Here is a 23,562-nt window from a genome sequence, read left to right on the forward strand (position 1 = left end):
TCCCTGTGACAAAGGCCTGATTGTCCCGAATAAACCGATCGCGCAGAAGAGCCGACGGCGATTAATCTTCATGCGACAATCACCGCCTGCCCATGCCCCTGCCAGGAAGCAGCCATGCCCGATCACTCTCCAGCCCCACGTCTCAGCGCTTTGAAATTGACTGTCAGTATTGCCTTGGGCCTATGGTTGGGGTTTCTCGCCCTCGTCCTGACCGGCTGGCTGCTGTCAAAGTTCCTGCTCGACGAACAACTGGCGCCCGTGGCCGCCGCCGTCCAGCAATTGGCGCAACCGCCGGCGCGGCAGCCGGCCCCGGAAACGCCCGCCCCCATGTTCGAGCAGTACCAGCAGAACCTGCAAAGGAACGAGCAGCGCCAGGCGCTCGATCAGGCCAGGAGCAATCCGCGCAACCTGTCCAACCCCAAGTGTCAGTTCTGGTTGCAGCAGGACCAGAATGCTCCCAGTGAAAAAAGCCGCGCCAATGTCCTGCAATTCTGCGAATGATATGAACAAACAGACCGTCCACCAGTTGATCCTCGACAAGCTCAAGATTGATCTCGACATCGCCGAACGCGCTGCGCAAACCGCCTACGAAACCGCGACCCACGAAGAAAACATCGCCGAGAACAAATACGACACCCTGGGCCTCGAGGCGTCCTACCTCGCCGCCGGACAAGCCAGGCGCGTGGAAGAAATCCGCCAGGCCCTCACCCTCTGCCAGAACCTGGCGTTGAGGCCCTATGACGAGGAGCGCGGCATTCAGGTCGGCACGTTGATCGGCCTGGAAGATGAGGACGGTCGCCAGCAATGGCTCTTCCTGGGGCCCGATGCGGCAGGCTTGAAGGTTTCGCTGGTGGGCCAGCCGATCACTGTCATCACCCCTCGCTCACCGCTGGGCCGAGGCCTGCTGGGAAAGACCGAAGGAGATGAAGTGGAGATCGTCGTCGCGGGCGCCCGGCAACAGTTCGCTGTCACCGAGGCGATCTAGAAGGGCCTTAGTGCACCGGCAGCTCGACACCGTCGAACAACTCTTCGAGTTCCTGCTTGTTGTGGCACTGGATGGCCTTGGCCATGACTTCACGGGTCAGGTGCGGCGCGAATTTCTCGATGAAATCGCACATGAAACCCCGCAGGAACGTGCCACGACGGAAACCGATCTTGGTCACGCTGGATTCGAACAACTCGCTGGCGTCCAGTACTACCAGGTCACTGTCGAGCTTGGTATCGACGGCCATCTTCGCGACGATGCCCACGCCCAGGCCCAGGCGAACGTAAGTCTTGATCACGTCGGCGTCGGCGGCGGTGAACACCACTTTTGGCGTCAGGCCACGGTGGCTGAAGGCTTCGTCGAGTTTGGAACGACCGGTGAAACCGAATACATAGGTCACGATCGGGTATTCGGCCAGGGCTTCGAGGGTGAGCTTCGGCAGCTTGGTCAACGGATGGCCCTGGGGCACGACCACGCAGCGGTTCCAGCGGTAGCACGGCATCATCACCAGGTCACCGAACAACTCCAGGGCCTCGGTGGCAATGGCGAAATCCACCGTGCCGTCGGCCGCCATCTCGGCGATCTGCATCGGCGACCCCTGGTGCATGTGCAGCGCCACGTCGGGGTATTGCTTGATGAAATTGCTGATCACCGGCGGCAGCGCATAACGAGCCTGGGTGTGGGTGGTGGCGATCGAGAGGGTGCCTTTTTTCTCGTTGGAGAATTCCTGGGCGATCTGCTTGATGCTCTCGACCTTGCGCAGGATCTCGCCTGCCGTGGTGATGATGCGCTCACCCGCCGGGGTCACGCGGGTCAAGTGCTTGCCGCTGCGGGCGAAGACTTCGACGCCCAGTTCATCTTCCAACAGGCGGATCTGCTTGCTGATGCCGGGTTGCGACGTGTAGAGGCTTTGGGCAGTAGCGGAAACGTTGAGGTCGTGGTGCGCCACTTCCCAGATGTAGCGCAGTTGTTGAAGCTTCATATGTATCCCTCAAAGCAGTTGGACGCCACGGGCATCAGCGACGGTATATAACTATATGGAAGGTCACGACAATAAATCTAGAACTTTTTATAAAACGCCATCATTTAGCCTCAGGCCTCGCCCTGGCGTCGGCGCTGCACCAGGGGGACCAGGTAGACCGGCACCCGGGATAACTGCAATACCCGCGCAGCGGTCCTGCCCAAGGGGGTTTCACCGCTCGCTCCTTGGCAATGACTGCCCACGATCAACAAATCCACGGAGAGTTTCGCAGCCTGCTCCAGGATGACTTGGGAAGGATCGCCCTGGTACACCCTGACCGATTTGATCAGTTTCAAGTCCTGTTGCCCGTCCCCCAACTCCTCGCGGAAATTGTCGAGCACCCGCTGTTCGATATTGGCCATCACCGTACTCAGACCTTGGCGATGGAATTCGTTCAGCGCGTGCTCGTCGAGATAGCTTTGCAACACCGATTCGGCGAACAGCCCCATCGGTTCTACCGCATGCACCACATACAACTCGGCTTCAAACGTCCGTGCCAGCGCCAAGGCATGCTGCATCACATAAGGGGCGTAGAGACCCAGGTCTGTGGCGTACAGCATCGAACGAATCATGTGACCTCCTCGAGTGCCAGAATGGCGGAGATTGATTCAGCTTAGCAGCGCCTTGGAGACTGCGACGTGCGGCCTGACGTCCCGGCCCCGAGGTCGTCAGGGCTTTATTTCGTTACTGATGCCATGGGGCACGTGACCGGTGGCGACCACCTCCCGAGCCAGTTCGCAATGGCCCGTCTGGTCATCGAAAAACACATCGGCGGCGAAGGCCTCCAGAAAGGCCGATTTGGTCAGGCCGCCGAGAAACAACGACTCATCCAGACGGATGTCCCATTCACGCAACGTCCGGATGACCCGCTCGTGGGCCGGTGCCGAACGGGCCGTCACCAGCGCCGTGCGGATGGGGCAGGCGTCCTCGGGAAACTCGCGTTGCAGCGCATTGAGCGCCGCCAGGAAGCCCTTGAACGGCCCGCCCCGCAGCGGCTCGCGGGCGGCCTGTCGCTCGCTGGCCTGGAATGCCTCCAGACCACCGGTCTGATAGACACGCTCCGACTCATCGGAAAACAGCACGGCATCGCCGTCGAAGGCTATGCGCAATTCCCCGCTGGCGGCGCGACTGGCCCCACCCGACAGGATGGTCGCCGCGGCAAAGCCGGCGTCCAGGGCGCTGCGCACGTCTTCAGCGTGAGTGGACAGAAACAGATCGCAGCCGAAAGCCTTGAGGTACGGGTAAGGGCTACGGCCGCCAACGAAGGCCGCGCGTGAAATCGCCAGCCCATAGTGATGAATCGAGTTGAACACCCGAAGGCCGGTGTCGGCACTGTTGCGCGAGACCAGGATCACCTCGACCCGGGCACGCCCCAGGTGCTCGTTGAGGTCCAGCAGTTTCTGCACGAGGGCGAACGCGTCGCCAGGAGCCAGGACTTCGTCTTCATGCTCGATCTGATATTGCCGATAGGCCTCGACGCCACTCGCCAGGTACACCTTGTGGCTTTCCCTCAGGTCGAACAGCGCCCGCGACGAAATCGCCAGCACCAATTTGTCGTCGATGTTGTTTGCCATGCCGCTCCCCCTTTCGCCCGCTCAGCGGTTGTTCCGATCCATGAAGGCCAACGCCTGATACAAGGCTTCGATTTTCGGCAGCTCACACCCTGCCGCTTTCGCCGCCGCCAATGGCCGGCCATAGATCGCGTCCAGTTCCAGCGCACGCTTGTGGGAATAATCGTGGTACATGCTCGGCCAATAGTCGGGCATCTTCTCGGTCATCGCGAACAGGTACTCGGCATAACCCGGCGCGATCTGATGCCCGCAGGCTTGGGCACCGCGAACCACCTCCCCCATCAGTGCCTGGATCAATTCGCGGCTATGGTCGTTGGCCATCAACGGCGTGGTACTGGCGCCCAGCAGAACCGAAAGGCCGTTGTACGGCACATTCCACACCAGCTTCTGCCAGCGGGCCTGTTGCAGGCCGGGCATGGCCTGGGCCTCGATACCGGCGCTGCGGAACATCGTCGTCGCTTCTTCGACGATCGCCATGCGTTGCGCCTGATCGACACAAGGACCGCTGTGATAACCGACGTTGACCGCGCCAAGTGCCTGGTGGGCGACGACGCCAGGGCCGACGCGATGCACGCAGATCAGGCACAGGCCACCCAGCAGGTGCAACGAATCGGGCAGCAACGGCCGCAGATCGTCCTCGACATCCAGGCCGTTCTGCAGCAGCAGGACTTTGGCCCCATCAGCGGCCGCCTGGGCAATGGCCGGGGCCAGGTCGGCATTGCTGGTGGTCTTGGCGCCGACCAGCAGCCAGTCGCAGGGCGGCATGTCGGCTGCCGAGGGATAGGCCTGGACCGGGTGGAGGGCCAGCGCACCGTGGACCGCGCTGTCGATCCGCAAACCGGCTTCGGCCACGGCGGCAAATTCGCTGCGCAACAGGAAGTGCACGTCAAAACCGGCACGCGCCAGCATCACCCCGTAGAACCCGCCAATCGCCCCGGTGCCGATCATCCCGATCCGTGGTTTAGCGCCTGCCTGCATCGTCGCAACTCCCCTGGTAAAAAGCCTGTGCACATCATTACACAGCCTGGTTCTGTAGGCGCTGGCGAAGCCTGCGATCTTTTGAGCTTTCGCTCTCGACTCAATCGGCTGTGGAAAGATCGCAGCCTCGCTTCGCTCGACAGCTCCTACGAATCCAGTGGGAGCAAGCGCCCTTGCCACAATTAAACCGGGCCCAGCCCATTGTCGAGCAGCCTCGTAACGCGATAAGGTTCGGCTCCCCGACGCGCTTAAAATCCGCTGTGCACCGCCGCGCGGGGATCGCTGGCGGCCGGCACCCGTGACCTGACGAGTAACACGATGGCTGATTTACCGATCAATGACCTTAACGTCGCCTCCAACGAGACCCTCATCACGCCTGACCAGCTCAAGCGCGATATCCCCCTGAGCGACGCTGCCCTGCGCACCGTGACCAAGGGCCGGGAAGTCATTCGCAACATCCTGGACGGCACCGACCATCGCCTGTTCGTGGTCATCGGCCCCTGCTCGATCCACGACATCCAGGCCGCCCACGAATACGCCGAGCGCCTGAAGGTGCTGGCCGCGGAAGTGTCCGACACCTTGTACCTGGTCATGCGCGTGTATTTCGAGAAGCCTCGAACCACCGTCGGCTGGAAAGGCCTGATCAACGACCCGTACCTGGATGACTCCTTCAAGATCCAGGACGGCCTGCACATCGGTCGCCAATTGCTGCTGGACCTGGCGGAAATGGGCCTGCCCACCGCCACCGAAGCCCTCGACCCGATCTCGCCGCAGTACCTGCAGGACTTGATCAGCTGGTCGGCCATCGGCGCGCGCACCACCGAATCCCAGACCCACCGCGAAATGGCCTCCGGCCTGTCGTCGGCGGTAGGCTTCAAGAACGGCACCGACGGTGGCCTCACCGTGGCGATCAACGCCTTGCAATCGGTTTCCAGCCCGCATCGTTTCCTGGGCATCAACCAGGAAGGTGGCGTGTCGATCGTCACCACCAAGGGCAACGCCTACGGTCACGTGGTGCTGCGCGGTGGCAACGGCAAGCCGAACTACGATTCGGTCAGCGTTGCCCTGTGCGAGCAGGCACTGAACAAAGCCAAGATCAAGCCGAACATCATGGTCGATTGCAGCCACGCCAACTCCAACAAGGACCCGGCGCTGCAACCACTGGTGATGGAGAACGTGGCCAACCAGATCCTGGAAGGCAACCAGTCGATTATCGGCCTGATGGTCGAAAGCCATTTGAACTGGGGCTGCCAGGCTATTCCGAAAGACCTTGCCGACTTGCAATACGGCGTCTCCATCACCGATGCCTGCATCGACTGGAGCGCGACCGAGAACACCCTGCGCAGCATGCATGCCAAGCTCAAGGATGTATTGCCTAAGCGGCAGCGTGGCTAAAGGATCGCAGCCTCGTTGCACTCGACAGCTCCTACACGGCTCCTACGCCGGTATGTAGGAGCTGGCGAAGCCTGCGATCCTTTGCTCCACCAGAAATAAAAAACGCCGGGCTTCTCAGCCCGGCGTTTTTTATTGGGAATCCGTTTTCTCAGAGCTTCGCCGCGTGCCGCTGGTGACGCTCCATGTAGCGCTCCACGTAGGAGCAGGACGGGATCACCGTGTAGCCCATTTCTTCAGCGTACTTCAGCGCCTCTTCGGTCAACTTCGCTGCAATCCCCCTGCCGCGCAGTGCGTTGGGCACGAAGGTACGATAGATGTCCAGGGTCTGCTTGCCCAGGTCCATGTAGGTCAGATAGGCACGATGACCGTCCACATTGGTCTCGAACTGATGACCAGCCTGGTCATGGTGGATGGTAACCGCCTCGCTCATCACTACTCCTCGCGGGTCTGAATGCCGACCCCTACCTTACCGATGTTTTTCCGGCGAAGGAACCTCTACGCCACCCCGTGCCTTCCCGGTCACCGCGCGCCAAACCCGATCCGCCCAAACCCGAGCACGTCGTGAATAGTAGGCACCAATGACGCAAATGCTCAAGGCACGGCTGTCATCGAAGGGGTGAACCTGGTCGGGTTTATCGATTGAGCGCCATCGTCGCGCTGTAGTCGGTCACGGTGCAATAGCTGAACATCGCCAGTTGTTGAGTCTTGAGACGAGCGCGCGTAGTTAAAGTCACCGCCAATACCAATAAAGATGCCCGGAGCGCTGCACAAAAAATGTACAAAAGTGTAGGTGAATCAATAAACAACGACGTTAGCGAGGGCTGCGAGAGTTCACCCAGCCACGGAACTTTCTTTCGTCGACGCGCTCCGGGCAAGGGCTTTGGTCTGTATATTTTTTAAACAACCCCCAGAAAAGTTGCTCGAAAAAGAATCACCGCCTACAATTTTTTTGCTTCTTGCGCTACGTCAGTTTACTTACTACAAGTAATGGGTAGTATGTACGCCGGCTAACTCCTCAGTCTGGGGAGACAGTCACTAATAGAAAGTCCTTGAAGGGGAAACCGATGAACAACGTTCTGAAATTCTCTGCTCTGGCCCTGGCCGCAGTTCTGGCTACCGGTTGCAGCAGCGCATCGAAAGAAACCGAAGCACGTCTGACCGCTACCGAAGACGCAGCAGCTCGCTCCCAGGCTCGTGCAGACGAAGCTTACCGTAAAGCTGATGAAGCTCTGGCTGCTGCTCAAAAAGCACAACAGACTGCTGACGAAGCTAACGAGCGTGCTCTGCGCATGCTGGAAAAAGCTAGCCGCAAGTAATAGTCCTTCGGGATTGTTATCGAGCCGACCCATTCTTGGGTCGGCTTTTTTTTTGGCTTCAAGAGCTATTGACTGGTGTTTTACCAGGCGATAAAAAACCCGCCGACATCGCGAAACGTCGGCGGGTTGCTTTCGGGTTTTTACTGCTGCAGGTCGATCGGCGCGCTCGAAACCATCGGTGCCGAGGTATTTGGAACTGCGATTTCCACTGGCAGGCCATCTTCGGCCGCTACCACGTCCCGTACCACATCCCAGTTCATGCGCAGGTTGCTGGTGATGTCTTCGCGCTTGAGCATCGCGTTGATGACGGCGGTGTGCTTGTCCACCACCGACGGGTTGCCCTTGTCGTCCAACGGCGTATGCGCTTCCAGGTACACCTTGCCGCCGCTCAAGCCCAGCTTGTAGGGGTCGTTGATGATCCGCACCGACGTACCCACCGGCACCATGCCGGCCATCTCCAGTACGTTGTTGTTGAACATCCGGAAGCAACCGTGACTGGTCCGCATGCCGATGCCGAACTTCTTGTTCGAACCGTGGATCAGGTAGCCCGGGGTGCCCAGGGTGAACTTGAAAGGACCCAGCGGGTTATCAGGGCCGGCAGGCACGACATTCGGCAACGGGTCGCCGTCGGCGGCGTGTTCGGCCTTGATCGACGCGGGTGGAGTCCAGGTCGGGTTCGGGGTCTTGGCGATGATACTGGTGTGGGCGATTGGCGAGCCCCAGCCCTCACGGCCAATCCCCAGCGGGAAGGTATAGACCACGTTCCGCCCCTTGGGGAAATAGTAGAGACGGTACTCGGCCAGGTTGATCACGATGCCCTCGCGCGGGCCCGGCGGCAGGATGAAGCGAGTGGGCAACACGATCTCGGTACCAGTGCCCGGCAACCAGGGATCACCCCCCGGGTTGGCAGCGACCATCTCGCTGTAGCCCAGGTCATAGGCGGTGCCCAGGTCGGCGAAGGTGTCTTCGTATTTGGCCTTGATGACCTGCACCTGGCCGATGATGTCTTCACCCGGCGGTGGCAGGGGCAGCTCCAGGGCGGCAACGGGGCCCGCCATACACAGGGCGGCAAGAGACAGGCAGCGGGCGACGGCAGGCAAGCGCGGCAACATCCGGGAAATCCTTCGCAGATCGAACTGGGGTATGAAAACGGCGATTGTACACTGCCACCTGTTATTTCGGGGAGAGCGCTACAGGGGCGTCCGATGCGCAGCATGTCCGGGAACTGGAATGAAGTCCTGTGGGAGCGAGCTTGCTCGCGCTAGCGGCCCGTGGGCTTGCATTAATATTGAATGTGCCGCCGCCATCGCGAGCAAGCTCGCTCCCACACTGGAACAGGGGGATTAAAGTTCGAACCGCAGCTCCGGCCAGATCGGCGAGGTGCCGCGCTTCTGGGATTCAAGGATCGCCCGGCACAGCGAGCACAGGCGATGATCCTGGAAAATCTTGCGGTCCACGCTCGACCAGCGCGGCTGGGCCGGCAGCAGGCTGCCGCAGAGGGTCCGGTCGGCCGAGCCCCCGAGTTCCAACTGCCGGGTCACCAGGTGCACCCGTACTTCCTGGCAGGCGAACAGGTCCAACTGCTCGTCAGGCTCGATCAGTTGGTAGGCAAACAGGGACCAGGCGGGCCGCGGCATCGGGGGCTCCAAATCGGGGGCGCCCCATTAGCCGAAAGCCCGCCGGTAGAAAAGCGTCAACGCAGCGGGGTCAGCGGCGGCCAGACATTTTCCAGCAACTTGCCCTGGGCCGCGACGGACGGGTGCAATCCGTCACTCTGCATCATGGTCGGGATGCCACCGACATCCTTGAGGAAAAACGGCACCAGCGGGACGTTCTTCTCCTCGGCCAGGGTGCTGTAGACCCGAGCGAAGGCATCGGTGTAGCGCCGTCCGTAGTTGGGCGGCAATTGCATACCCAGCAAAAGTACCTTCGCACCGCTGGCGCGGGCGCTGTCGATCATCGCTGCAAGGTTTTGTTGCAATTGTGTTGGCGGTTGTCCACGCAAGCCATCGTTGCCGCCCAGTTCCAGGATCACCAGGTCCGGTTTATGGGCTGCAAGCAGCGCCGGCAGCCGCGCCGGGCCTCCGGCGCTGGTGTCGCCGCTGATGGAGGCATTGACCACTTTATCGTCAAAACCCTCGGCCTTGAGCCGTTGTTCGAGCAACGACACCCACCCCTGCCGGGTATCCAGGCCGATAGCCGCGCTGATACTATCGCCAACGATCAGGACTGTACCCGCCGCTGCGTTCTGGACCATGCACATCAAGGCCAGGCCGGCACTCAAAAACCACACACGCATCGGATTCTCCATGGGCTCCAGCATTCTCACCGCGACGGACCTTAGCAAAGTGGTCGCCAGCGCGGAAGGTGAACTGACCATCCTGCATGAACTCAGCCTGGAACTGAACAAGCGCGACAGCCTGGCCAGCGTCGGCGCGTCCGGTTCCGGCAAATCCACCCTCCTGGGCCTGCTGGCCGGCCTCGACCTGCCCAGCAGCGGCGAGGTCACGCTCGCCGGGCAGGCCCTCAGCGCGCTGGATGAAGACCAGCGGGCGCGGATCCGCGCCGAGCATGTCGGTTTCGTCTTCCAGTCATTCCAGTTGCTCGACAGCCTCAATGCACTGGAAAACGTCATGTTGCCGCTGGAGCTGGACGGCCGCAAGGATGCCCGCGAACGCGCCACGCAACTGTTGCAGCGCGTCGGCCTGGGCCAGCGCCTGACCCATTCGCCGCGCCAGCTCTCCGGTGGCGAACAGCAACGAGTGGCGATTGCCCGCGCCTTTGCCGCCGAGCCCGACGTGCTGTTTGCCGACGAACCCACCGGCAACCTCGACAGCCACACTGGCGAGCGCATCAGCGACCTGCTGTTCGAACTGAACAAGGAACGCGGTACGACTTTGGTGCTGGTCACCCATGATGAACGCCTGGCCCATCGCTGCCGGCGCCTGATCCGACTTGAAGCCGGCGAGATGGTCGCCCCCCTGGAGCCTTGATGGCACGTCTGCCGCTGTTGCGCCTGTTCAGCCTCGCTGTCCGTCAATTGCTTCGCGATGCCCGCGCCGGTGAGTTGCGGGTGTTGTTCTTCGCCCTGTTGGTGGCGGTGGCGGCGAGCACCGCTATCGGCTACTTCGGTGCCCGCCTCAACGGCGCCATGATGATGCGTGCTACCGAATTCCTCGGCGCCGACCTGCTGCTCGAAGGCAGCTCGCCGGCCCGCCCGGAGCAGATCCGCAGCGGCACCGAATTGGGCCTGGGACATGCCCGGGTGGTGGAGTTCTCCAGTGTCGTGGCCACCGACAATGGCATCCAGCTGTCCAGCGTCAAGGCGGCCGATGACCGCTACCCCTTGCGCGGCGAGCTGAAAAGCACCCCTGCCCCGTTCGCGCCGGAAGAAACCGGCGGACGTCCGAACCCTGGCGAGGCCTGGGTCGAGGCGCGGCTGCTGACGGCACTGGACCTGAAGATCGGCGACAGCATCGACGTCGGCAATCAGACCCTGCGCCTGGCCCGGGTGCTGACCTATGAACCGGATCGCGCCGGCAACTTCTACAGCCTCACCCCGCGGGTACTGATCAACCTCAAGGACCTGGAGGCCACCGGCGTGGTGCAACCGGGCAGCCGTGTCAGCTATCGCGACCTGTGGCGCGGCCCGGCACCGGCCCTGCAAACCTACCGCGACCTGGTCACGCCTGGCCTTGAACCCAACCAGCGCCTGCAGGATGCCCGCGACGGCAACCGCCAGATCGGCGGCGCCCTGGGCAAGGCCGAGCGCTACCTGAACATGGCCAGCCTGGTGGCGGTGCTGCTGTCCGGTGTGGCCGTCGCGCTTTCGGCCAACCGCTTCGCCACCCGACGCTTCGACGCCAGCGCGCTGCTGCGCTGCCTGGGCCTGTCCCGCCGGGAAACCATGGTGCTGTTCAGCCTGCAATTGACGGTGTTGGGCCTGCTCGCCAGCATCAGCGGTGCCCTGCTCGGCTGGGTCGCCCAATTGGGCCTGTTCGCCCTGCTGCATGACCTGCTGCCTACCACCGTTCCGCCCGGCGGCCTGCTGCCGGCGATCGCTGGTATCGGTACCGGGCTGGTGGCGTTGGCAGGGTTCGCCTTGCCGCCACTGGCTGCGCTGGGGCGAGTGCCGCCGCTGCGTGTGCTGCGCCGGGACATGCTGCCAATCCCCTCCAGCTCCTGGGTGATCTACGGTGCCGCACTGGGCGCCCTGGGCCTGATCATGTGGCGCCTGAGCCTGGACCTGGTGCTGACCTTCGCCCTGTTGGGCGGTGGTGTCATTGCCGCGCTGGTCCTCGGCGGCCTCTTGTTGCTGTTGCTCCAGAGCCTGCGTCGCCTGCTGGCCCGCGCCGCCCTGCCCTGGCGGCTGGGCCTCGGCCAATTGCTGCGTCATCCCTTGGCGGCAGCCGGCCAGGCCCTGGCGTTCGGCCTGATCCTGTTGTCGATGGCGTTGATCGCGCTGCTGCGCGGCGAGTTGCTGGACACCTGGCAAAACCAGTTGCCCAAGAATGCGCCGAACTATTTCGCCCTCAACATCCTGCCCAACGACAAGCAAGCCTTCACCGACAAGCTGCTGGAATTGTCCGCGCAATCGGCCCCGCTCTACCCCGTGGTACCCGGGCGCCTGATCAGCATCAATGGCGAACCGGCCACGGAGTTCGTCACCAAGGATTCGGCGGGGGACCGGGCACTGCAACGCGACCTGAGCCTGACCTGGGCCGCGGACCTGCCGGCGGACAACGTCGTCACCGCCGGGACCTGGTGGCCGCAGCAGCCACCGGACGATGTCCCGGGGGTTTCGGTGGAAGGCAAAGTGGCCGAAAACCTCAAGATCAAGCTGGGCGATCGCCTGGTCTTCAGCGTGGGGGGCGTCAACCGTGAGGCGAAGGTCACCAGCCTGCGGCAAATCAACTGGGACAATTTCCAGCCCAACTTCTTCATGATCTTCCAGCCCGGCACATTGAAGGACCTGCCGGCGACCTACCTCACCAGCTTCTACCTGGCGGCGGGTCACGACCAACAGATCGTCGACCTGTCCCGGGCCTTCCCGGCGGTGACGATCCTGCAAGTCGAAGCCCTGCTCGAACAACTGCGCAGCATCCTGGCCCAGGTGACCCTGGCCGTGGAGTACGTGCTGTTGTTCGTGCTGGCAGCGGGGATGGCGGTGCTGTTCTCCGGCCTGCAGGCCACCCTCGACGAGCGGATTCGCCAAGGTGCGCTGTTGCGCGCACTGGGCGCCGAACGGCCCTTGCTGGTCAAGGCCCGACGCATCGAATTCGGCCTGTTGGGTGCGGTCAGCGGCCTGCTGGCGGCCCTGGGTTCGGAGCTGGTGAGCCTGGTGCTTTACCGGTACGCCTTCGACCTGCCCTGGCACCCGCATCCATGGCTGTTGGTATTGCCGCTGTTGGGGGCCTTGTTGATTGGCGCGGCCGGGGTGTTTGGCACCCGTCGGGCGCTCAACGCCAGCCCGCTGACAGTATTGCGCGAGGGTTGATAGACTCCCGGCTTCGCTATCACAAGAAGTTGCCATGAGCCGTTATCGCCCACCCCGCACCGCCGGCACCGCGCTGATCACCCCCGAGGGTGAAGCGCGGATGCGCGCCGAATTCCATGAGCTGTGGCATGTGCGCCGTCCCCAGGTGACCCAGGCGGTCAGCGAGGCAGCGGCCCAGGGCGATCGCTCGGAAAATGCCGAATACACCTACGGCAAGAAAATGCTGCGGGAAATCGACAGTCGCGTGCGCTTCCTCACCAAGCGCCTCGAGGCGCTCAAGGTGGTCAGTGAAAAACCCAGCGATCCAAACAAGGGTTATTTCGGCGCCTGGGTCACGGTCGAAGATGAGGACGGCAAGGAATCACGCTATCGCATTGTTGGTCCGGACGAGCTGGATCTGAAACAGAACCTGATCAGCATTGACTCGCCGTTGGCTCGGGCACTGATCGGCAAGGCCTTGGACGCGGAGGTCAGCGTCCAGACACCCACAGGCGAGAAACGGGTTTATATCGTCGACATCGCGTATCCGTGACTCTCAACTCAGCGGCGCGTGATCAAGCCCTGCCGTGCGACACGGGTCAATTGCCGGATCATTTCGGGAGCATCTTCTGCGCTTGGGGATTGGATGACAGCCAGGTCGAAGCTGTCATTGGCAAAACGTGCCAGTGACTCACCGTCTTCGACGAATTGGATCAGGAAAGCAGCAGGCCCGTGGTTGCGACGTGGCCAGCCGTCAAGGTAACGCAAGAGTGTTGGCTGGTGGGTGCCGCCCAGGAGGATTTTCGGGTTGCGCTGCACTAGGTTCGCCGTGATCGGCGCAAGACGTACAAGGGGACTGGGTGCGTTCATCGTGTCGTGTCTCTGCCTCAAAAGTCTGCATGGCAGGTGAGAGGCAACACCGAACCAGCGCTTTAGCGGTATTTCGAAGCCGTGTTTTTCTGGCTTCTATCGGCGACTGGATGAGTCACCTGGCGCCCCGCAAGTAGCTGTTTAAATCGGCGCATGAGCGGCATCCTAGAGAAGCTGACTGGTCAGTGTCAAGAATCCGCGCACATAAAAAAGGCCTGTACAAGACGGTAATGCTGGCCACTGATCCGTTATCGGAGTCTTTGATTATTTGTTCTGGGACGCGTGGTTTGGTGTGTATATCCGTTTCTGCGGTAACGGCTACTGATGGTTCCGCTCTTACAGCGGGTCACTTTTGGAAAAGCGCCAAAAGTAACCAAAAACGCTTTGCCCCACCACTCGGCACCTCGCCTAGGCTCGGTGTGCCCTCACTCCGGCATTGCTCCGTGGGCCGCCGCGAAGGGCCATCCATGGCCCAGCGCGGCTATCCCGACATCCATGCCGGGATGCCCACTCCACAATGCCTGCGTTCGGCCAGCGTGGTTTAACGGGGCGTCCAGATCAAGATCAAGATCAAGATCAAGATCCAAAGCAAGAGCAAGAGCAAGAGCAAGAGCAAGAGCAAGAGCGGGGCATATGCCGGCATTTATGTGGCTGATCCTCCGCTATCGCGAGCAAGCTCGCTCCCCCACTGGATCTCCAGTGAACACAAAATTCATGTCCGACACAGAACCACTGTGGGAGCGAGCTTGCTCGCGATGAGGCCTGCACACCCAACATCTTCGCCGACTGAGGCACTGCCTTCGCGAGCAGGCTCGCTCCCACAGGAAAAACGCTTCCCATTTCTGAAGAAGCGCCGTTTTTCCTAAGTGAACAGCATTACGTACAAGACGGGCCTCGAATTCAAATCGAGCAATCAACCCGCAATGGCACGATCGACCGACAGCTTGCCCGCCCCTTCGATCAACACGGCAATACTGCCTCCCAGCAACGCCAGGGCAAACTCATAACCGTTGTTGGCCATGAACAAGCCGTTACCAATGTGCACCGAGAAAATCGCCACCAGCGACACAAACGCCAGGCCCAACGCCGCAGGACGGGCCAGCAGACCGATGATCAACGCCAGGCCGGCAAAAAACTCCGTGCCGCCCGCCAGTGTCGCCATCACATAGCCCGGGGTCAGGCCGATGCTTTCCATCCACTGCGCCGTGCCTGCCAGGCCGTAGCCACCGAACAGACCGAAGAGTTTCTGCGAACCGTGGGCGGCAAAGATGACGCCGACGACGATGCGCAGCACAGTCAAGCCGTAGCCGGCGCGGGTGAACAGAACTTTGTTGATGAACGTGCTCATAAGGTCATTCCTTGGGGGTAGTGGAGAGTTGGGCGCTATATTAATCAATAAAATTCATGTTAAAAGCGGAAATAATCCGTAATACCAATCAGTTTATTCGATCATTTACGCAATGCAACCTTTTGCTCCTTCGGTTCCAAGGACTCCCGTTCACGATCAAACGCCAGGTAGTACTTATTCACACTATTAACATAGCTGACGGCGCCCATTCCCACCTGCTCCATGGCAATGCGCTCGACTTGGAAAAACCATTGGTTGGGGTTCAGTCCCCGTCGCCGAGCCTCGGCGCGCATACCTTGGACGCGCTCGGGGCCCATGTTGTAGGCCGCCAGGACAAAAGCCATGCGTTCGCGCTCGTTGAGCTTGGGGCTGGCGAAGAACTTGCGGCGGATGAGGGCCAGGTATTTGGCGCCGGCTTGCACATTGGCGTCCAGGTTCTGGATGTTATCGACCCCGACCCGCTGGGCCGCCGCCGGGGTGATCTGCATCAGGCCAGTGGGGCCTGAGCCGCTGCGGGCGTTGGGTTGCAGGGCGGATTCCTTGAAGGCCAGGGCCGCCAGGTTGAGCCAGTCCATGCCCTGGGCGTCGGCATGTTTTTGCAGCACCGGGCGCAGCTTTTCCAGGCGCTGGCGATTGGCCCTGGCCAACGGATAGTGGACTTGGTACAAACGCCGATAGATACGCAGGAATGCCGCGTCTTGATTAGAGGGCACCTTGTAGGTCACCAGGAATCGGTCGATGCTCGCCCGCAGCATGGCGGCGTCACGGCGAACGAACCAGTATTCGTCACCCGGCTCGCCAATCAGCACCTGACGGTCGAAGCGCAGCTTGGGCAGGATCTTGCCCCAGCGCTCGGCGATGGGCTGCTCGACGATGGTCAAATGGAAAATCCCACCCTGAACCATCTCCAGGACATCCTCCACAGCCAGGGAGGGATCGACCCATTCGATCTTCACCGGCGGCAGCTTGAGCAGCGCCAGTTTCTGGTTGATCTGGCTCACGGCGTCCCCCGCCGCACTGCCGTTGGGCAGGGCCAGGGTCTTGCCGGACAGTTGCTCCACGCGCGTGTAGCGCTTCTCTCCCTTGATGCCCACCAGCAGCAAAGGCACGTCGGTACGGATCGGATTGCTGGCACTGACGGCATGGCCGGCCTGGGGCTCAAGCAACTCACCCGGCGCGACGAGGTCGCCCTCCCCACGCTGCAAGGCACCGAGCAATTGGTCCTTGGCCTTGGGGATGATCTTGAGGGTGATTTCCTGGCCATCCAGGGCGTGGCCATTGAGGTATTGCTCGAAAGCGCGCAGCCGGTGGTATTCGACGCCAATGGGTTGGCCCTGGACTTCACCGGAGCTGTTGCGACTCTGATTGACCAGCACCTTCAACACTCGGCTGCTACGGATCTGCGCCAAGTCGCGCACCGTGCCCGGCGCCACCGCCTGCACCGGGCCAGGCAGCCGCGCTTCGGCCGGCATCGGCAACAGCAGCGAACAACACAACAGTAGCAACACCTGGGGACGTGTCATCCACTCTCCGGAAGGAATACCGCCGACCGCCTCCCTTGAAAAACGAGGCTGAGTCGACAGAAACAGAGCGCCTGAGACGCCGAAAAAGTGCGGAAGACTGGCACAGCGATGGCCTTTATACCAACCCAATGTGTCTCGCGGCCTTAACAGACAGCCTCAACTCGTTGTAGTTCTTGGTTTTTCTTATAAATCTACAGCTCTGATATGCTTTCCGGCCTTTGGGCCGAGGTAGCACCATGCAACTCATCGATATCGGCGTCAACCTGACCAACCCCAGTTTCGCCGACAAACACCAGGCGGTACTTGAGCGCGCCTATGAATCCGCGGTCTGCCAATTGGTCCTGACCGGCACCAGCCTCGAGGGCAGCGAACAGGCCCTGGAACTGTGCCAACAGCTCGACGACACCGGGCAGCGGCTGTTTTCCACCGCTGGCATTCACCCCCCCAGCGCCAGCGAGTGGACCGCCGACAGCGCCCGGCACCTCAAGGACCTGCTGATGCACAGCCGCGTGCGTGCGGTGGGCGAATGCGGGCTGGATTTCTACCGGGACTTCTCTCCTCGGCCCCAGCAGGAAAAAGTCTTGGAGGAGCACCTCGCCCTGGCAGTCCAGTTGCAACTGCCGGTCTTCCTCCATGAGCGCGACGCCGACCAGCGCTTGCTGGACATCCTCCGGGATTTTCGCGATCAGTTGCCGGCGGCCGTGGTGCATTGCTTCACCGGTGATAAAAAGGCGCTGTTCAGCTACCTCGACCTGGACCTGCACATCGGCATCACGGGCTGGATTTGCGACGAACGCCGGGGCACGCACCTGCACCCATTAGTGCGTGAAATACCCCGCGGTCGGCTGATGCTTGAAAGCGACGCGCCCTACCTGCTGCCCCGCACGCTGCGGCCCAAACCCAAGAACGGGCGCAACGAGCCGGCCTACCTGACGGAAGTCCTGCGCGAAGTGGCCTTGCACAGGGGCGAAACCCAGGAAGACCTGGCCGACCACAGCACCGCCTGCGCCCGGGCATTTTTTGGGTTGCCCACTCTTTCCTGACGTCTACACATCCCTGTGGGAGCGAGCTTGCTCGCGATAGCGGCGGATCAGCTTGCATACAGGCTGACTGACACACCGCTATCGCGAGCAAGCTCGCTCCCACAAGGGTAATTTGTTGCCTGTCGGCCCGCATCAAAACCGCGGAATCCGCATTGCCTGTTGACCCACATCAAAACCCAGCCTCTTGAGCAGCGGCACAATAATGGCACCTTGCCAATGCTGTTTCCGCTATCAGAGAAAACCTTCCATGGGTGCCTGGCTTAGCAATATCTCGTTGAAATACAAATTCTGGGCGGTCAATGCAGTCGCCTTTATCACCACGCTGCTGCTGGTGCTCTACGCCGTGCACCTGGAACAGCAAGCCCGCAACCACGCGGCCCAGGCGAACGCCCGGGCCCAGGCACAGGTGCTCGACGCCTGGCCTACTGGACAACCCGTGCCTAAAGCCAACAACCTTTTGGCATTCCAGCGCGGGCAGATCCCGGTGTTCAATGAGCAACCGTTGCCTTCGCTGGTGCAGGCCGAGGGCTGGGTCGAATTCGATGCCGGGCCGCTGTTGGGCGACAACCCGCTGCTGGGTGCCCAGGTGATTCGTCGAGGTGACGGCCAGCAACTCGCGGTGTTGGCCCATGGTGCAAGCCTGAGCCAAGTGTTCGGTGAACGCTTCAGCCAATACGCCGTGGCGGTGTTCGTGGTGATGCTGGCGATGTTGGGCGCGTCGCAACTGTTGATCCGCTTTTTGCTCAGCCAGCTCAACACGCTCAAGGATGTGATGCTGCACGTGGAAAAAACCGGCGACTTGTCCGCCCGTGTGCCCTTGGCCTGCAAGGATGAAGTGGGCCAGATGGCGGCGGCATTCAATGCCATGCAAGCCGGTTATCAACGGGTGGTCGATACCGTTGCCAGCACCGCCCGGCAGTTGGACAGTGGTGCGGCGCGCCTGGCGTCGAGCATGAACGAGGTACGCCACGGCATGCTCGGCCAGCAAAGCGAAACCGATCAGGCGGCCACGGCGATCAACGAGATGTCCGCCACGGTTTATCACATCGCCCAGCACGCCGGCGCCACCCGCGACCTGTCGAAAACCGCCGACACCCTGGCCGGCAATGGCCACGAAGTGGTTGGCCGGGTGCAGCAGTCGATCACCGGGTTGTCTTCGGGCGTGCAGCAGACCGCCGAGATGATCCAACGCCTGGCCGAAGACAGCCAGAAGATCAACGGCGTGGTCAATGTAATCCACAGCATCGCCGAACAAACCAATCTGCTGGCCCTGAACGCGGCCATCGAAGCAGCGCGGGCTGGGGAAATGGGCAGGGGGTTTGCCGTGGTGGCCGACGAGGTGCGCAATCTGGCCAAGCGGGTCCAGACGTCCACGGATGAAATCACCACCATGGTCTCGGCCCTGCAAGCCGGAACCCGGGACGCGGTGGACTTCATGCAGGAGAGTTCGCTCAAGGCCGATGACTGCGTACAACAGGCCCGCGAGGCCGGCGATGCGTTGGCGCAGATCACCGCAGCGGTGGCACAGATGCGCGAGAGCAATACCCAGATTGCTGTCGCGGCCGAGCAGCAAAGCCACGTTGCCGAAGAAATGAACCGGGCGGTGGTGAGCATTCGCGACGTGACCGAAAACACCGTGCGCCAGACCGTGGATTCAGCCACCACCAGTGACGAACTGGCAACGTTGGCGGGAGAGTTGAGCAAGGCGATCGGACAGCTGAAACTGTAGAAACTGGCTTGCCTGTGGCTTCTGTGGCGAGGGAGCTTGCTCCCGCTGGGGCGCCCGTAGGAGCTGTCGAGTGCAACGAGGCTGCGATCTTTCCCCAGACACTTGAATCTCAAGCGAAAGATCAAAAGATCAAAAGATCGCAGGCTTCGCCAGCTCCTACAGAGCCCAGCGGGAGCAAGCTCCCTCGCCACAACAGCGGTTCCTTGCCACAAAGCAGCTCCTCGCCACAACAGCAAAACTGTATGGCCACCTATCGCTTCGATAGCCAACCGCCATTCGCCGCACCGCCCGCCCGGACCTATCCTTGGGTTATTCGGTTTCGTTCGAGGAATAGCATCATGGGCAAACGTCACCCCAACCTTCCGGCCTGGCAATGGCGCGCCTACCCCGACAATCCTCGCCATCCCACCAACCTGGTGTTGCACCTGATTGCCGTGCCGCTGTTCATCATCGCATTTCTGCTGATTGTGTCGGGGGTATTCAGCTTGAGCCTGGGCGATGTCGCCATCGGTGTCATCGGCCTACTCGCGGCACTGGGTTTGCAGCGCCACGGCCACAGCCTGGAGGCCCAGGCCTCCGAACCGTTCAGCGACCGCAAGGATGCGGTCTCACGCCTGTTGGTGGAGCAGTTCCTGACTTTTCCGCGGTTCTTTCTCGGTGGTGGCTGGTGGCGCGCCTGGCGTGATCGCCACCGTCACAACCGCAAGCCTTAACTGAGGAAAGCGTTAACCAAAGATCGTTACGGTCTGCCGGCTCAGGGCGATCAAGCGGCCATCGGCGCTCCAGAACTTCGCGGCGACATGGCCGTAGCCGTCCTGGGCATGCTCGCTCTCAGCCAGGTATTTGCACCAGTCCAGCGTCGTGAGCTCCAGCAACGGCTGGACGAACTCGATGGTCCAGGTGAGCGTACTGCCGGGGGCCATTTGCGAGAGGTGCGGCAGCAACGCCGGCGGCCAGGCGTCCACCAAGGCCAGGATATGGCTTTCGTTAAGCGGCTCCTCCTGCACATCACCGCGCAAGCGCACCCAGCCGCCCATGCTTCGGGATTTATTGCCGCTGAACGGCAAGCCGCCGACGCTCCAACGCATCGCCAGGTGCCGCATGAATTCCGGGGTCATGCCCTTGACGTAAGGCAGTTCCTGGCATTGCTCCACACTTTTGAAATCCGGCGCGGGGTCGGCCTGCACCGCCACCACGGATGAGCGCGAAGCGCCAAAGCTGCCTTGCACCACGGTCACCACCTGGCCGTTCTGCACCGCCCGCCCCAACACTTGGCTCACCGCCTTGCCTTCACGCTACACATCGACATCAAAACTCACCGGCACGTCGGGCTCGACCGGGCCGACGAAGGTAATCGCCAGCGAACGCACCGGGCGATCCGCCGGTACTCGGGCACGCATCGCCTCATATTGCAGCGCCGCCACCAACCCGCCAAAACTGGCCCGGCCCTGGCCCCATTCTGGCGCGATGGTCACCGCGCCTGGCTGCCGGCGCACGGCATCGATCAACTCGGAAAAGCGCATGACGACCTCGAAAACAGGGGAAAAGGATGAAGGCATCTTAACCAGCCCGGACGGGCGGCACAGGGCTCATTCCGGCCAAAGAGGCTGACAGAAAAGCCGCCGTTTTTGAATTTCCCATAAATCTACTGTGGGAGCGAGCTTGCTCGCGATAGCGGTGTACCAGTCAATCATTACGCAAGCTGACACACCGCTATCGCGAGCAAGCTCGCTCCCACAAAAGGAAAGTCCCATAGGGGGAATACGGTGGGTTCAGGACTTTCCGAAGCAACTCGCGATCAACTTGTCGAGCACCTTGTCGGACTTGGCCTCGGCCTTTTCCATCGTGGCGTGCCAGGTCGGTACGCAAGCGTGCAGATCGGTTTCTTCCTTGGCCCTGGCCAGCCATTGCCAGCAATCATGCCAGTCGCCCAGCGCGCCCTGGGCGGATTTGAGTCGGGGCATGGCCGCTTCGGGCAGGCGGTCGAGCTCAGGGTAAGCTTCGATGGCGTAGCGCACACGCTTGATCAACAAGCGCAAACGGTGGCGGTCATGGGCCGGATCGCGCAGGGCTTCGTCGAGTTTCTTCCATTGCTTGTCCAGGCGCTTTTCGATGCGTTTGCGCAAGCCCTTCAGCAACCCCTCACGCTGGGCGGCGCGAATGAAGCGCGGGAACGCATCGAGGATCATCAACAACTGGGCCAGCTCGACACTGGCGGCCACGGCGGGATAGGCATCGGCCATTTGCACCTGGCGTCGCCGCGCCGCCGCGATCTGGCCGTGTTGCTCAAGGTAAGCCGCCAACACTTCGCGGTCGCGCAGGGGGGTGGTCAACGTACCGACCGCCGAAGCCGCCGTTTCCAGTTGTTCGACGCCAGGCAATCCACGCAGCGGACGCAACAAGCTGCGCAAACGGCGTACCGTCGTGCGCAGGTCATGCAGGGCTTCGCTGTCGGTGTGGGCATTCAAGCGGGCCTGACAGGCCAGCAGGCGGACTTCCAGGCCCAGTATGCGGGCCACCAGCCGATCGATCATTGGGCGCACTCCGTACGCAGCTTCAAGTCGGGAGCTCAAGCCGCAAGTAAGGAGCGCGTCGCACGTTCCTTACTTATAACTTGTAGCTGTTTTTATCGTCCCGCGCGGGATTCGCGGATGTAGAAACGCGCCTTCTCGGCTTTTTTGGCGCAGCCTTCGAACGCTTCGAATTGCTGCTGGGTCTTGGCGCCAGTCAGCAGGGACAAGGCCTTGGAGTAGCTGACGGTGCCGGCAAGACCTTCGGCCTTGGCCAGGTCCAGTTCACGCCAGGCGCTGTCGAGTTGGCGGCCACAGCTGTCACGGTAAGCGGTTTTGCCTGCGCAACCAGCCAGGGCCAGAACCATCAGGGAAGCCACCAGGGGCAGGCAGATCCGGGCTTTCATCGATTACACCTCAAGTCAGGAAAACAGTCGTGCTGGTAAGACGGTCGCACCGGCAAAAAGTGCCAAGGCCCGACCGGGTAAATTCCAGTGTGGGAAAGAATACGCAAATGCCGCGCTGGCGTATCAAATAACGACGCGTGCGCCACAATGATTGAGCCGAGCCGTCGATGAGTGCATTGTTGAAGCCTGTTCGACAAGAGGCCGGGTCATGACAAAACGTGTCGCATTGGTATTGGGTTCGGGTGGAGCCCGGGGCTATGCCCATATCGGGGTGATCGAAGAAATCGAACGACGCGGCTATGACATCGCCTGCATCGCCGGTTGTTCCATGGGCGCTGTCGTCGGCGGGATCTATGCCGCGGGCAAGCTCAAGGATTACCGCGACTGGATCGAAAGCCTCGACTACCTGGATGTCCTGCGGCTGGTGGACGTCAGCTTTCGCCTGGGGGCGATTCGCGGTGAGAAAGTGTTCGGGCAGATCCACAAGATCGTCGGCGACATCAATATCGAGGACCTGCGCATTCCCTACACCGCCGTGGCCACCGACCTGACCAACCAGCAGGAAATCTGGTTCCAGGAAGGTTGCCTGCACCAGGCAATGCGCGCCTCGGCGGCGATTCCCAGCCTGTTCACGCCGGTGATGCAAGGCAATCGTATGCTGGTCGATGGCGGCCTGCTCAATCCGTTGCCGATCGTGCCGGTGGTGTCGAGCCACTGCGACCTGATCATCGCCGTCAACCTCAACGCCACCAATCAGAAACAATATCGCTTACCGGTGATTCCGCGCCCCGCCGCGTTCAGGCGTCGCTTCGACACCCTGGTCAGCTCGCTGGGTTCGCGCCTGCCGTTTCGCCGCAAGCAGGCCGAACAACTGTTGCTGCTGGAGCAGGAAGCCTTGAAGGCCGAGGCCGCCGACATCAACCCGTGGATCGACTCGGCCGAGCCCGAAGGCCAACAACCGGCTGCCGCGCCGGAGAACGAAGGCGCGCCGAAATCCGCCACCGGTTCATTCATCATCGATAACGTCGGCCCGGCCTCGTTGCTGGACTTGATCAACCAGAGTTTCGAAGTGATGCAGACCTCCCTGGCCCAGTACAAGATCGCCGGTTACCCGCCGGATGTGCTGATCAACGTGCCGAAGCGGGTGTGCCGGTTCTTCGAGTTCTACAAGGCGCCGGAATTGATCGCCCTGGGGCGGGAGATTGCCAGCGATACCCTGGATCGGTATGAGCGTGAGCAGAACTAGGGATTTGCGGTGGCTGTGCGGGCCTCATCGCGAGCAAGCTCGCTCCCACATTGGATCTGCGGTGGACACTGCCCCTGTGGGAGCGAGCTTGCTCGCGATGGCCACAGCCCAGACACCCCCTGTCGCTTATACACATCGGCCGCG

24 protein-coding genes and 1 pseudogene are annotated in these 23,562 nt (G+C 61.6%); 11 read left to right on the plus strand and 14 right to left on the minus strand.

Annotated elements, in window-relative coordinates; all coding sequences use genetic code 11:
- The first annotated feature begins 114 nt into the window (after positions 1 to 114).
- Together HGO40_RS06545 and HGO40_RS06550 are read left to right on the plus strand one after the other, a co-directional pair.
- A complete protein-coding gene (locus HGO40_RS06545) occupies positions 115 to 501 on the plus strand; it encodes a hypothetical protein (protein ID WP_250962366.1) in 387 nt (128 codons plus the stop codon).
- Between the two features lies 1 nt (position 502).
- Positions 503 to 985 carry a GreA/GreB family elongation factor gene (locus HGO40_RS06550; RefSeq protein ID WP_250962367.1) on the plus strand — a complete coding sequence of 161 codons (483 nt, stop codon included), beginning with the start codon at positions 503 to 505 and terminating at the stop codon, positions 983 to 985.
- 7 nt (positions 986 to 992) lie between these two features.
- On the opposite strand, the gene cysB is transcribed toward HGO40_RS06550, so the two are convergent.
- From cysB to HGO40_RS06570, 4 genes are all read right to left on the minus strand, one after another.
- The gene (gene cysB, locus HGO40_RS06555; RefSeq protein ID WP_003199376.1) at positions 993 to 1,967 is read right to left on the minus strand and encodes an HTH-type transcriptional regulator CysB; all 975 of its coding nucleotides are present in this window, start codon (positions 1,965 to 1,967) and stop codon (positions 993 to 995) included.
- A 110-nt stretch (positions 1,968 to 2,077) separates the two neighbouring features.
- Positions 2,078 to 2,578: a universal stress protein gene (locus HGO40_RS06560; protein ID WP_250962368.1), complete on the minus strand. Its 501-nt coding sequence runs from the start codon at positions 2,576 to 2,578 to the stop codon at positions 2,078 to 2,080.
- Between the two features lie 96 nt (positions 2,579 to 2,674).
- Complete coding sequence (locus tag HGO40_RS06565) at positions 2,675 to 3,580, minus strand: 5'-nucleotidase (protein ID WP_250962369.1); 906 nt, start codon at positions 3,578 to 3,580, stop codon at positions 2,675 to 2,677.
- 21 nt (positions 3,581 to 3,601) lie between these two features.
- On the minus strand, positions 3,602 to 4,555 hold the full coding sequence (locus HGO40_RS06570; protein ID WP_250962370.1) for a putative 2-dehydropantoate 2-reductase: 954 nt from the start codon (positions 4,553 to 4,555) through the stop codon (positions 3,602 to 3,604).
- A 318-nt stretch (positions 4,556 to 4,873) separates the two neighbouring features.
- Between HGO40_RS06570 and HGO40_RS06575 the strand changes: the two genes are divergently transcribed.
- A complete protein-coding gene (locus tag HGO40_RS06575; RefSeq protein ID WP_250962371.1) occupies positions 4,874 to 5,950 on the plus strand; it encodes a 3-deoxy-7-phosphoheptulonate synthase in 1,077 nt (358 codons plus the stop codon).
- A gap of 148 nt (positions 5,951 to 6,098) precedes the next feature.
- Here the strand turns inward: HGO40_RS06575 and HGO40_RS06580 are convergent, their stop codons facing one another.
- The gene (locus HGO40_RS06580) at positions 6,099 to 6,380 is read right to left on the minus strand and encodes a GNAT family N-acetyltransferase (RefSeq protein WP_186705362.1); all 282 of its coding nucleotides are present in this window, start codon (positions 6,378 to 6,380) and stop codon (positions 6,099 to 6,101) included.
- 634 nt (positions 6,381 to 7,014) lie between these two features.
- Between HGO40_RS06580 and oprI the strand changes: the two genes are divergently transcribed.
- Complete coding sequence (gene oprI, locus HGO40_RS06585; protein ID WP_003183784.1) at positions 7,015 to 7,266, plus strand: outer membrane lipoprotei OprI; 252 nt, start codon at positions 7,015 to 7,017, stop codon at positions 7,264 to 7,266.
- Between the two features lie 140 nt (positions 7,267 to 7,406).
- On the opposite strand, the gene HGO40_RS06590 is transcribed toward oprI, so the two are convergent.
- The 3 genes from HGO40_RS06590 to HGO40_RS06600 form a co-directional block, all read right to left on the minus strand.
- The gene (locus HGO40_RS06590) at positions 7,407 to 8,378 is read right to left on the minus strand and encodes a L,D-transpeptidase family protein (RefSeq protein WP_250962372.1); all 972 of its coding nucleotides are present in this window, start codon (positions 8,376 to 8,378) and stop codon (positions 7,407 to 7,409) included.
- 231 nt (positions 8,379 to 8,609) lie between these two features.
- Positions 8,610 to 8,903, minus strand: coding sequence for a hypothetical protein (locus HGO40_RS06595; RefSeq protein WP_003199347.1), 294 nt, complete (start codon positions 8,901 to 8,903; stop codon positions 8,610 to 8,612).
- Positions 8,904 to 8,959: 56 nt separating this feature from the next.
- Positions 8,960 to 9,565, minus strand: a complete 606-nt coding sequence (locus HGO40_RS06600; protein WP_250962373.1) for an arylesterase — start codon at positions 9,563 to 9,565, stop codon at positions 8,960 to 8,962.
- A 10-nt stretch (positions 9,566 to 9,575) separates the two neighbouring features.
- Here HGO40_RS06600 and HGO40_RS06605 point away from each other — a divergent pair, with 10 nt between their 5' ends.
- From HGO40_RS06605 to greB, 3 genes are read left to right on the plus strand one after another with little or no spacing between them, the layout of a single operon-like run.
- On the plus strand, positions 9,576 to 10,259 hold the full coding sequence (locus HGO40_RS06605) for an ABC transporter ATP-binding protein (protein ID WP_250962374.1): 684 nt from the start codon (positions 9,576 to 9,578) through the stop codon (positions 10,257 to 10,259).
- Entirely contained in the window at positions 10,259 to 12,763 is a 2,505-nt protein-coding gene (locus HGO40_RS06610) for an ABC transporter permease (RefSeq protein ID WP_250962375.1), read from the plus strand. The genes HGO40_RS06605 and HGO40_RS06610 overlap by 1 nt, the downstream gene beginning before the upstream one ends.
- A 34-nt stretch (positions 12,764 to 12,797) precedes the next feature.
- A complete protein-coding gene (gene greB / locus HGO40_RS06615; RefSeq protein WP_250962376.1) occupies positions 12,798 to 13,295 on the plus strand; it encodes a transcription elongation factor GreB in 498 nt (165 codons plus the stop codon).
- An 8-nt stretch (positions 13,296 to 13,303) separates the two neighbouring features.
- Here greB and HGO40_RS06620 read toward each other — a convergent pair whose 3' ends face one another.
- From HGO40_RS06620 to HGO40_RS06630, 3 genes are all read right to left on the minus strand, one after another.
- Positions 13,304 to 13,612 (minus strand): hypothetical protein, encoded by a 309-nt coding sequence (locus HGO40_RS06620; RefSeq protein ID WP_053120460.1) that lies wholly within the window; start codon positions 13,610 to 13,612, stop codon positions 13,304 to 13,306.
- 913 nt (positions 13,613 to 14,525) lie between these two features.
- Positions 14,526 to 14,960, minus strand: coding sequence for a DoxX family protein (locus tag HGO40_RS06625; RefSeq protein ID WP_250962377.1), 435 nt, complete (start codon positions 14,958 to 14,960; stop codon positions 14,526 to 14,528).
- A 101-nt stretch (positions 14,961 to 15,061) separates the two neighbouring features.
- A complete protein-coding gene (locus HGO40_RS06630) occupies positions 15,062 to 16,483 on the minus strand; it encodes an MltF family protein (RefSeq protein ID WP_250962378.1) in 1,422 nt (473 codons plus the stop codon).
- Positions 16,484 to 16,719: 236 nt separating this feature from the next.
- Between HGO40_RS06630 and HGO40_RS06635 the strand changes: the two genes are divergently transcribed.
- The 3 genes from HGO40_RS06635 to HGO40_RS06645 all read left to right on the plus strand — a co-directional run bounded on the left by HGO40_RS06635 (position 16,720) and on the right by HGO40_RS06645 (position 19,968).
- A complete protein-coding gene (locus tag HGO40_RS06635) occupies positions 16,720 to 17,526 on the plus strand; it encodes a TatD family hydrolase (protein WP_250962379.1) in 807 nt (268 codons plus the stop codon).
- Between the two features lie 247 nt (positions 17,527 to 17,773).
- Entirely contained in the window at positions 17,774 to 19,255 is a 1,482-nt protein-coding gene (locus HGO40_RS06640) for a methyl-accepting chemotaxis protein (protein WP_250962380.1), read from the plus strand.
- Between the two features lie 338 nt (positions 19,256 to 19,593).
- Entirely contained in the window at positions 19,594 to 19,968 is a 375-nt protein-coding gene (locus tag HGO40_RS06645; protein WP_250962381.1) for a terminase, read from the plus strand.
- A 12-nt stretch (positions 19,969 to 19,980) separates the two neighbouring features.
- Here HGO40_RS06645 and HGO40_RS06650 read toward each other — a convergent pair.
- The 3 genes and pseudogenes from HGO40_RS06650 to HGO40_RS06660 all read right to left on the minus strand — a co-directional run bounded on the left by HGO40_RS06650 (position 19,981) and on the right by HGO40_RS06660 (position 22,172).
- Positions 19,981 to 20,778: pseudogene (locus HGO40_RS06650) on the minus strand (acyl-CoA thioesterase).
- A gap of 249 nt (positions 20,779 to 21,027) precedes the next feature.
- Positions 21,028 to 21,789 (minus strand): CHAD domain-containing protein, encoded by a 762-nt coding sequence (locus HGO40_RS06655; RefSeq protein ID WP_250962382.1) that lies wholly within the window; start codon positions 21,787 to 21,789, stop codon positions 21,028 to 21,030.
- A gap of 92 nt (positions 21,790 to 21,881) precedes the next feature.
- Positions 21,882 to 22,172, minus strand: coding sequence for a hypothetical protein (locus HGO40_RS06660; RefSeq protein WP_250962383.1), 291 nt, complete (start codon positions 22,170 to 22,172; stop codon positions 21,882 to 21,884).
- A gap of 208 nt (positions 22,173 to 22,380) precedes the next feature.
- On the opposite strand from HGO40_RS06660, the gene HGO40_RS06665 reads away from it, so the two are divergent.
- On the plus strand, positions 22,381 to 23,418 hold the full coding sequence (locus HGO40_RS06665) for a patatin-like phospholipase family protein (protein ID WP_186710805.1): 1,038 nt from the start codon (positions 22,381 to 22,383) through the stop codon (positions 23,416 to 23,418).
- Positions 23,419 to 23,562: the final 144 nt, after the last annotated feature.

Source organism: Pseudomonas sp. CG7 (assembly GCF_023701885.1).
In the GTDB taxonomy this organism is placed as follows: Bacteria; Pseudomonadota; Gammaproteobacteria; order Pseudomonadales; family Pseudomonadaceae; genus Aquipseudomonas; species Aquipseudomonas zanjanensis.

Coding starts and splice junctions, on each gene's coding strand:
- HGO40_RS06625 (WP_250962377.1), bottom strand. CDS start 14,960: ATGAGCACGTTCATCAACAAAGTTCTGTTCACCCGCGCCGGCTACGGC.
- HGO40_RS06570 (WP_250962370.1), bottom strand. CDS start 4,555: ATGCAGGCAGGCGCTAAACCACGGATCGGGATGATCGGCACCGGGGCG.
- HGO40_RS06665 (WP_186710805.1), top strand. CDS start 22,381: ATGACAAAACGTGTCGCATTGGTATTGGGTTCGGGTGGAGCCCGGGGC.
- HGO40_RS06550 (WP_250962367.1), top strand. CDS start 503: ATGAACAAACAGACCGTCCACCAGTTGATCCTCGACAAGCTCAAGATT.
- HGO40_RS06620 (WP_053120460.1), bottom strand. CDS start 13,612: ATGAACGCACCCAGTCCCCTTGTACGTCTTGCGCCGATCACGGCGAAC.
- oprI (WP_003183784.1), top strand. CDS start 7,015: ATGAACAACGTTCTGAAATTCTCTGCTCTGGCCCTGGCCGCAGTTCTG.
- HGO40_RS06660 (WP_250962383.1), bottom strand. CDS start 22,172: ATGAAAGCCCGGATCTGCCTGCCCCTGGTGGCTTCCCTGATGGTTCTG.
- HGO40_RS06545 (WP_250962366.1), top strand. CDS start 115: ATGCCCGATCACTCTCCAGCCCCACGTCTCAGCGCTTTGAAATTGACT.
- HGO40_RS06655 (WP_250962382.1), bottom strand. CDS start 21,789: ATGATCGATCGGCTGGTGGCCCGCATACTGGGCCTGGAAGTCCGCCTG.
- HGO40_RS06575 (WP_250962371.1), top strand. CDS start 4,874: ATGGCTGATTTACCGATCAATGACCTTAACGTCGCCTCCAACGAGACC.
- HGO40_RS06600 (WP_250962373.1), bottom strand. CDS start 9,565: ATGCGTGTGTGGTTTTTGAGTGCCGGCCTGGCCTTGATGTGCATGGTC.
- HGO40_RS06635 (WP_250962379.1), top strand. CDS start 16,720: ATGCAACTCATCGATATCGGCGTCAACCTGACCAACCCCAGTTTCGCC.
- HGO40_RS06630 (WP_250962378.1), bottom strand. CDS start 16,483: ATGACACGTCCCCAGGTGTTGCTACTGTTGTGTTGTTCGCTGCTGTTG.
- HGO40_RS06560 (WP_250962368.1), bottom strand. CDS start 2,578: ATGATTCGTTCGATGCTGTACGCCACAGACCTGGGTCTCTACGCCCCT.
- HGO40_RS06605 (WP_250962374.1), top strand. CDS start 9,576: ATGGGCTCCAGCATTCTCACCGCGACGGACCTTAGCAAAGTGGTCGCC.
- HGO40_RS06610 (WP_250962375.1), top strand. CDS start 10,259: ATGGCACGTCTGCCGCTGTTGCGCCTGTTCAGCCTCGCTGTCCGTCAA.
- HGO40_RS06595 (WP_003199347.1), bottom strand. CDS start 8,903: ATGCCGCGGCCCGCCTGGTCCCTGTTTGCCTACCAACTGATCGAGCCT.
- cysB (WP_003199376.1), bottom strand. CDS start 1,967: ATGAAGCTTCAACAACTGCGCTACATCTGGGAAGTGGCGCACCACGAC.
- HGO40_RS06640 (WP_250962380.1), top strand. CDS start 17,774: ATGGGTGCCTGGCTTAGCAATATCTCGTTGAAATACAAATTCTGGGCG.
- HGO40_RS06645 (WP_250962381.1), top strand. CDS start 19,594: ATGGGCAAACGTCACCCCAACCTTCCGGCCTGGCAATGGCGCGCCTAC.
- HGO40_RS06590 (WP_250962372.1), bottom strand. CDS start 8,378: ATGTTGCCGCGCTTGCCTGCCGTCGCCCGCTGCCTGTCTCTTGCCGCC.
- greB (WP_250962376.1), top strand. CDS start 12,798: ATGAGCCGTTATCGCCCACCCCGCACCGCCGGCACCGCGCTGATCACC.
- HGO40_RS06565 (WP_250962369.1), bottom strand. CDS start 3,580: ATGGCAAACAACATCGACGACAAATTGGTGCTGGCGATTTCGTCGCGG.
- HGO40_RS06580 (WP_186705362.1), bottom strand. CDS start 6,380: ATGAGCGAGGCGGTTACCATCCACCATGACCAGGCTGGTCATCAGTTC.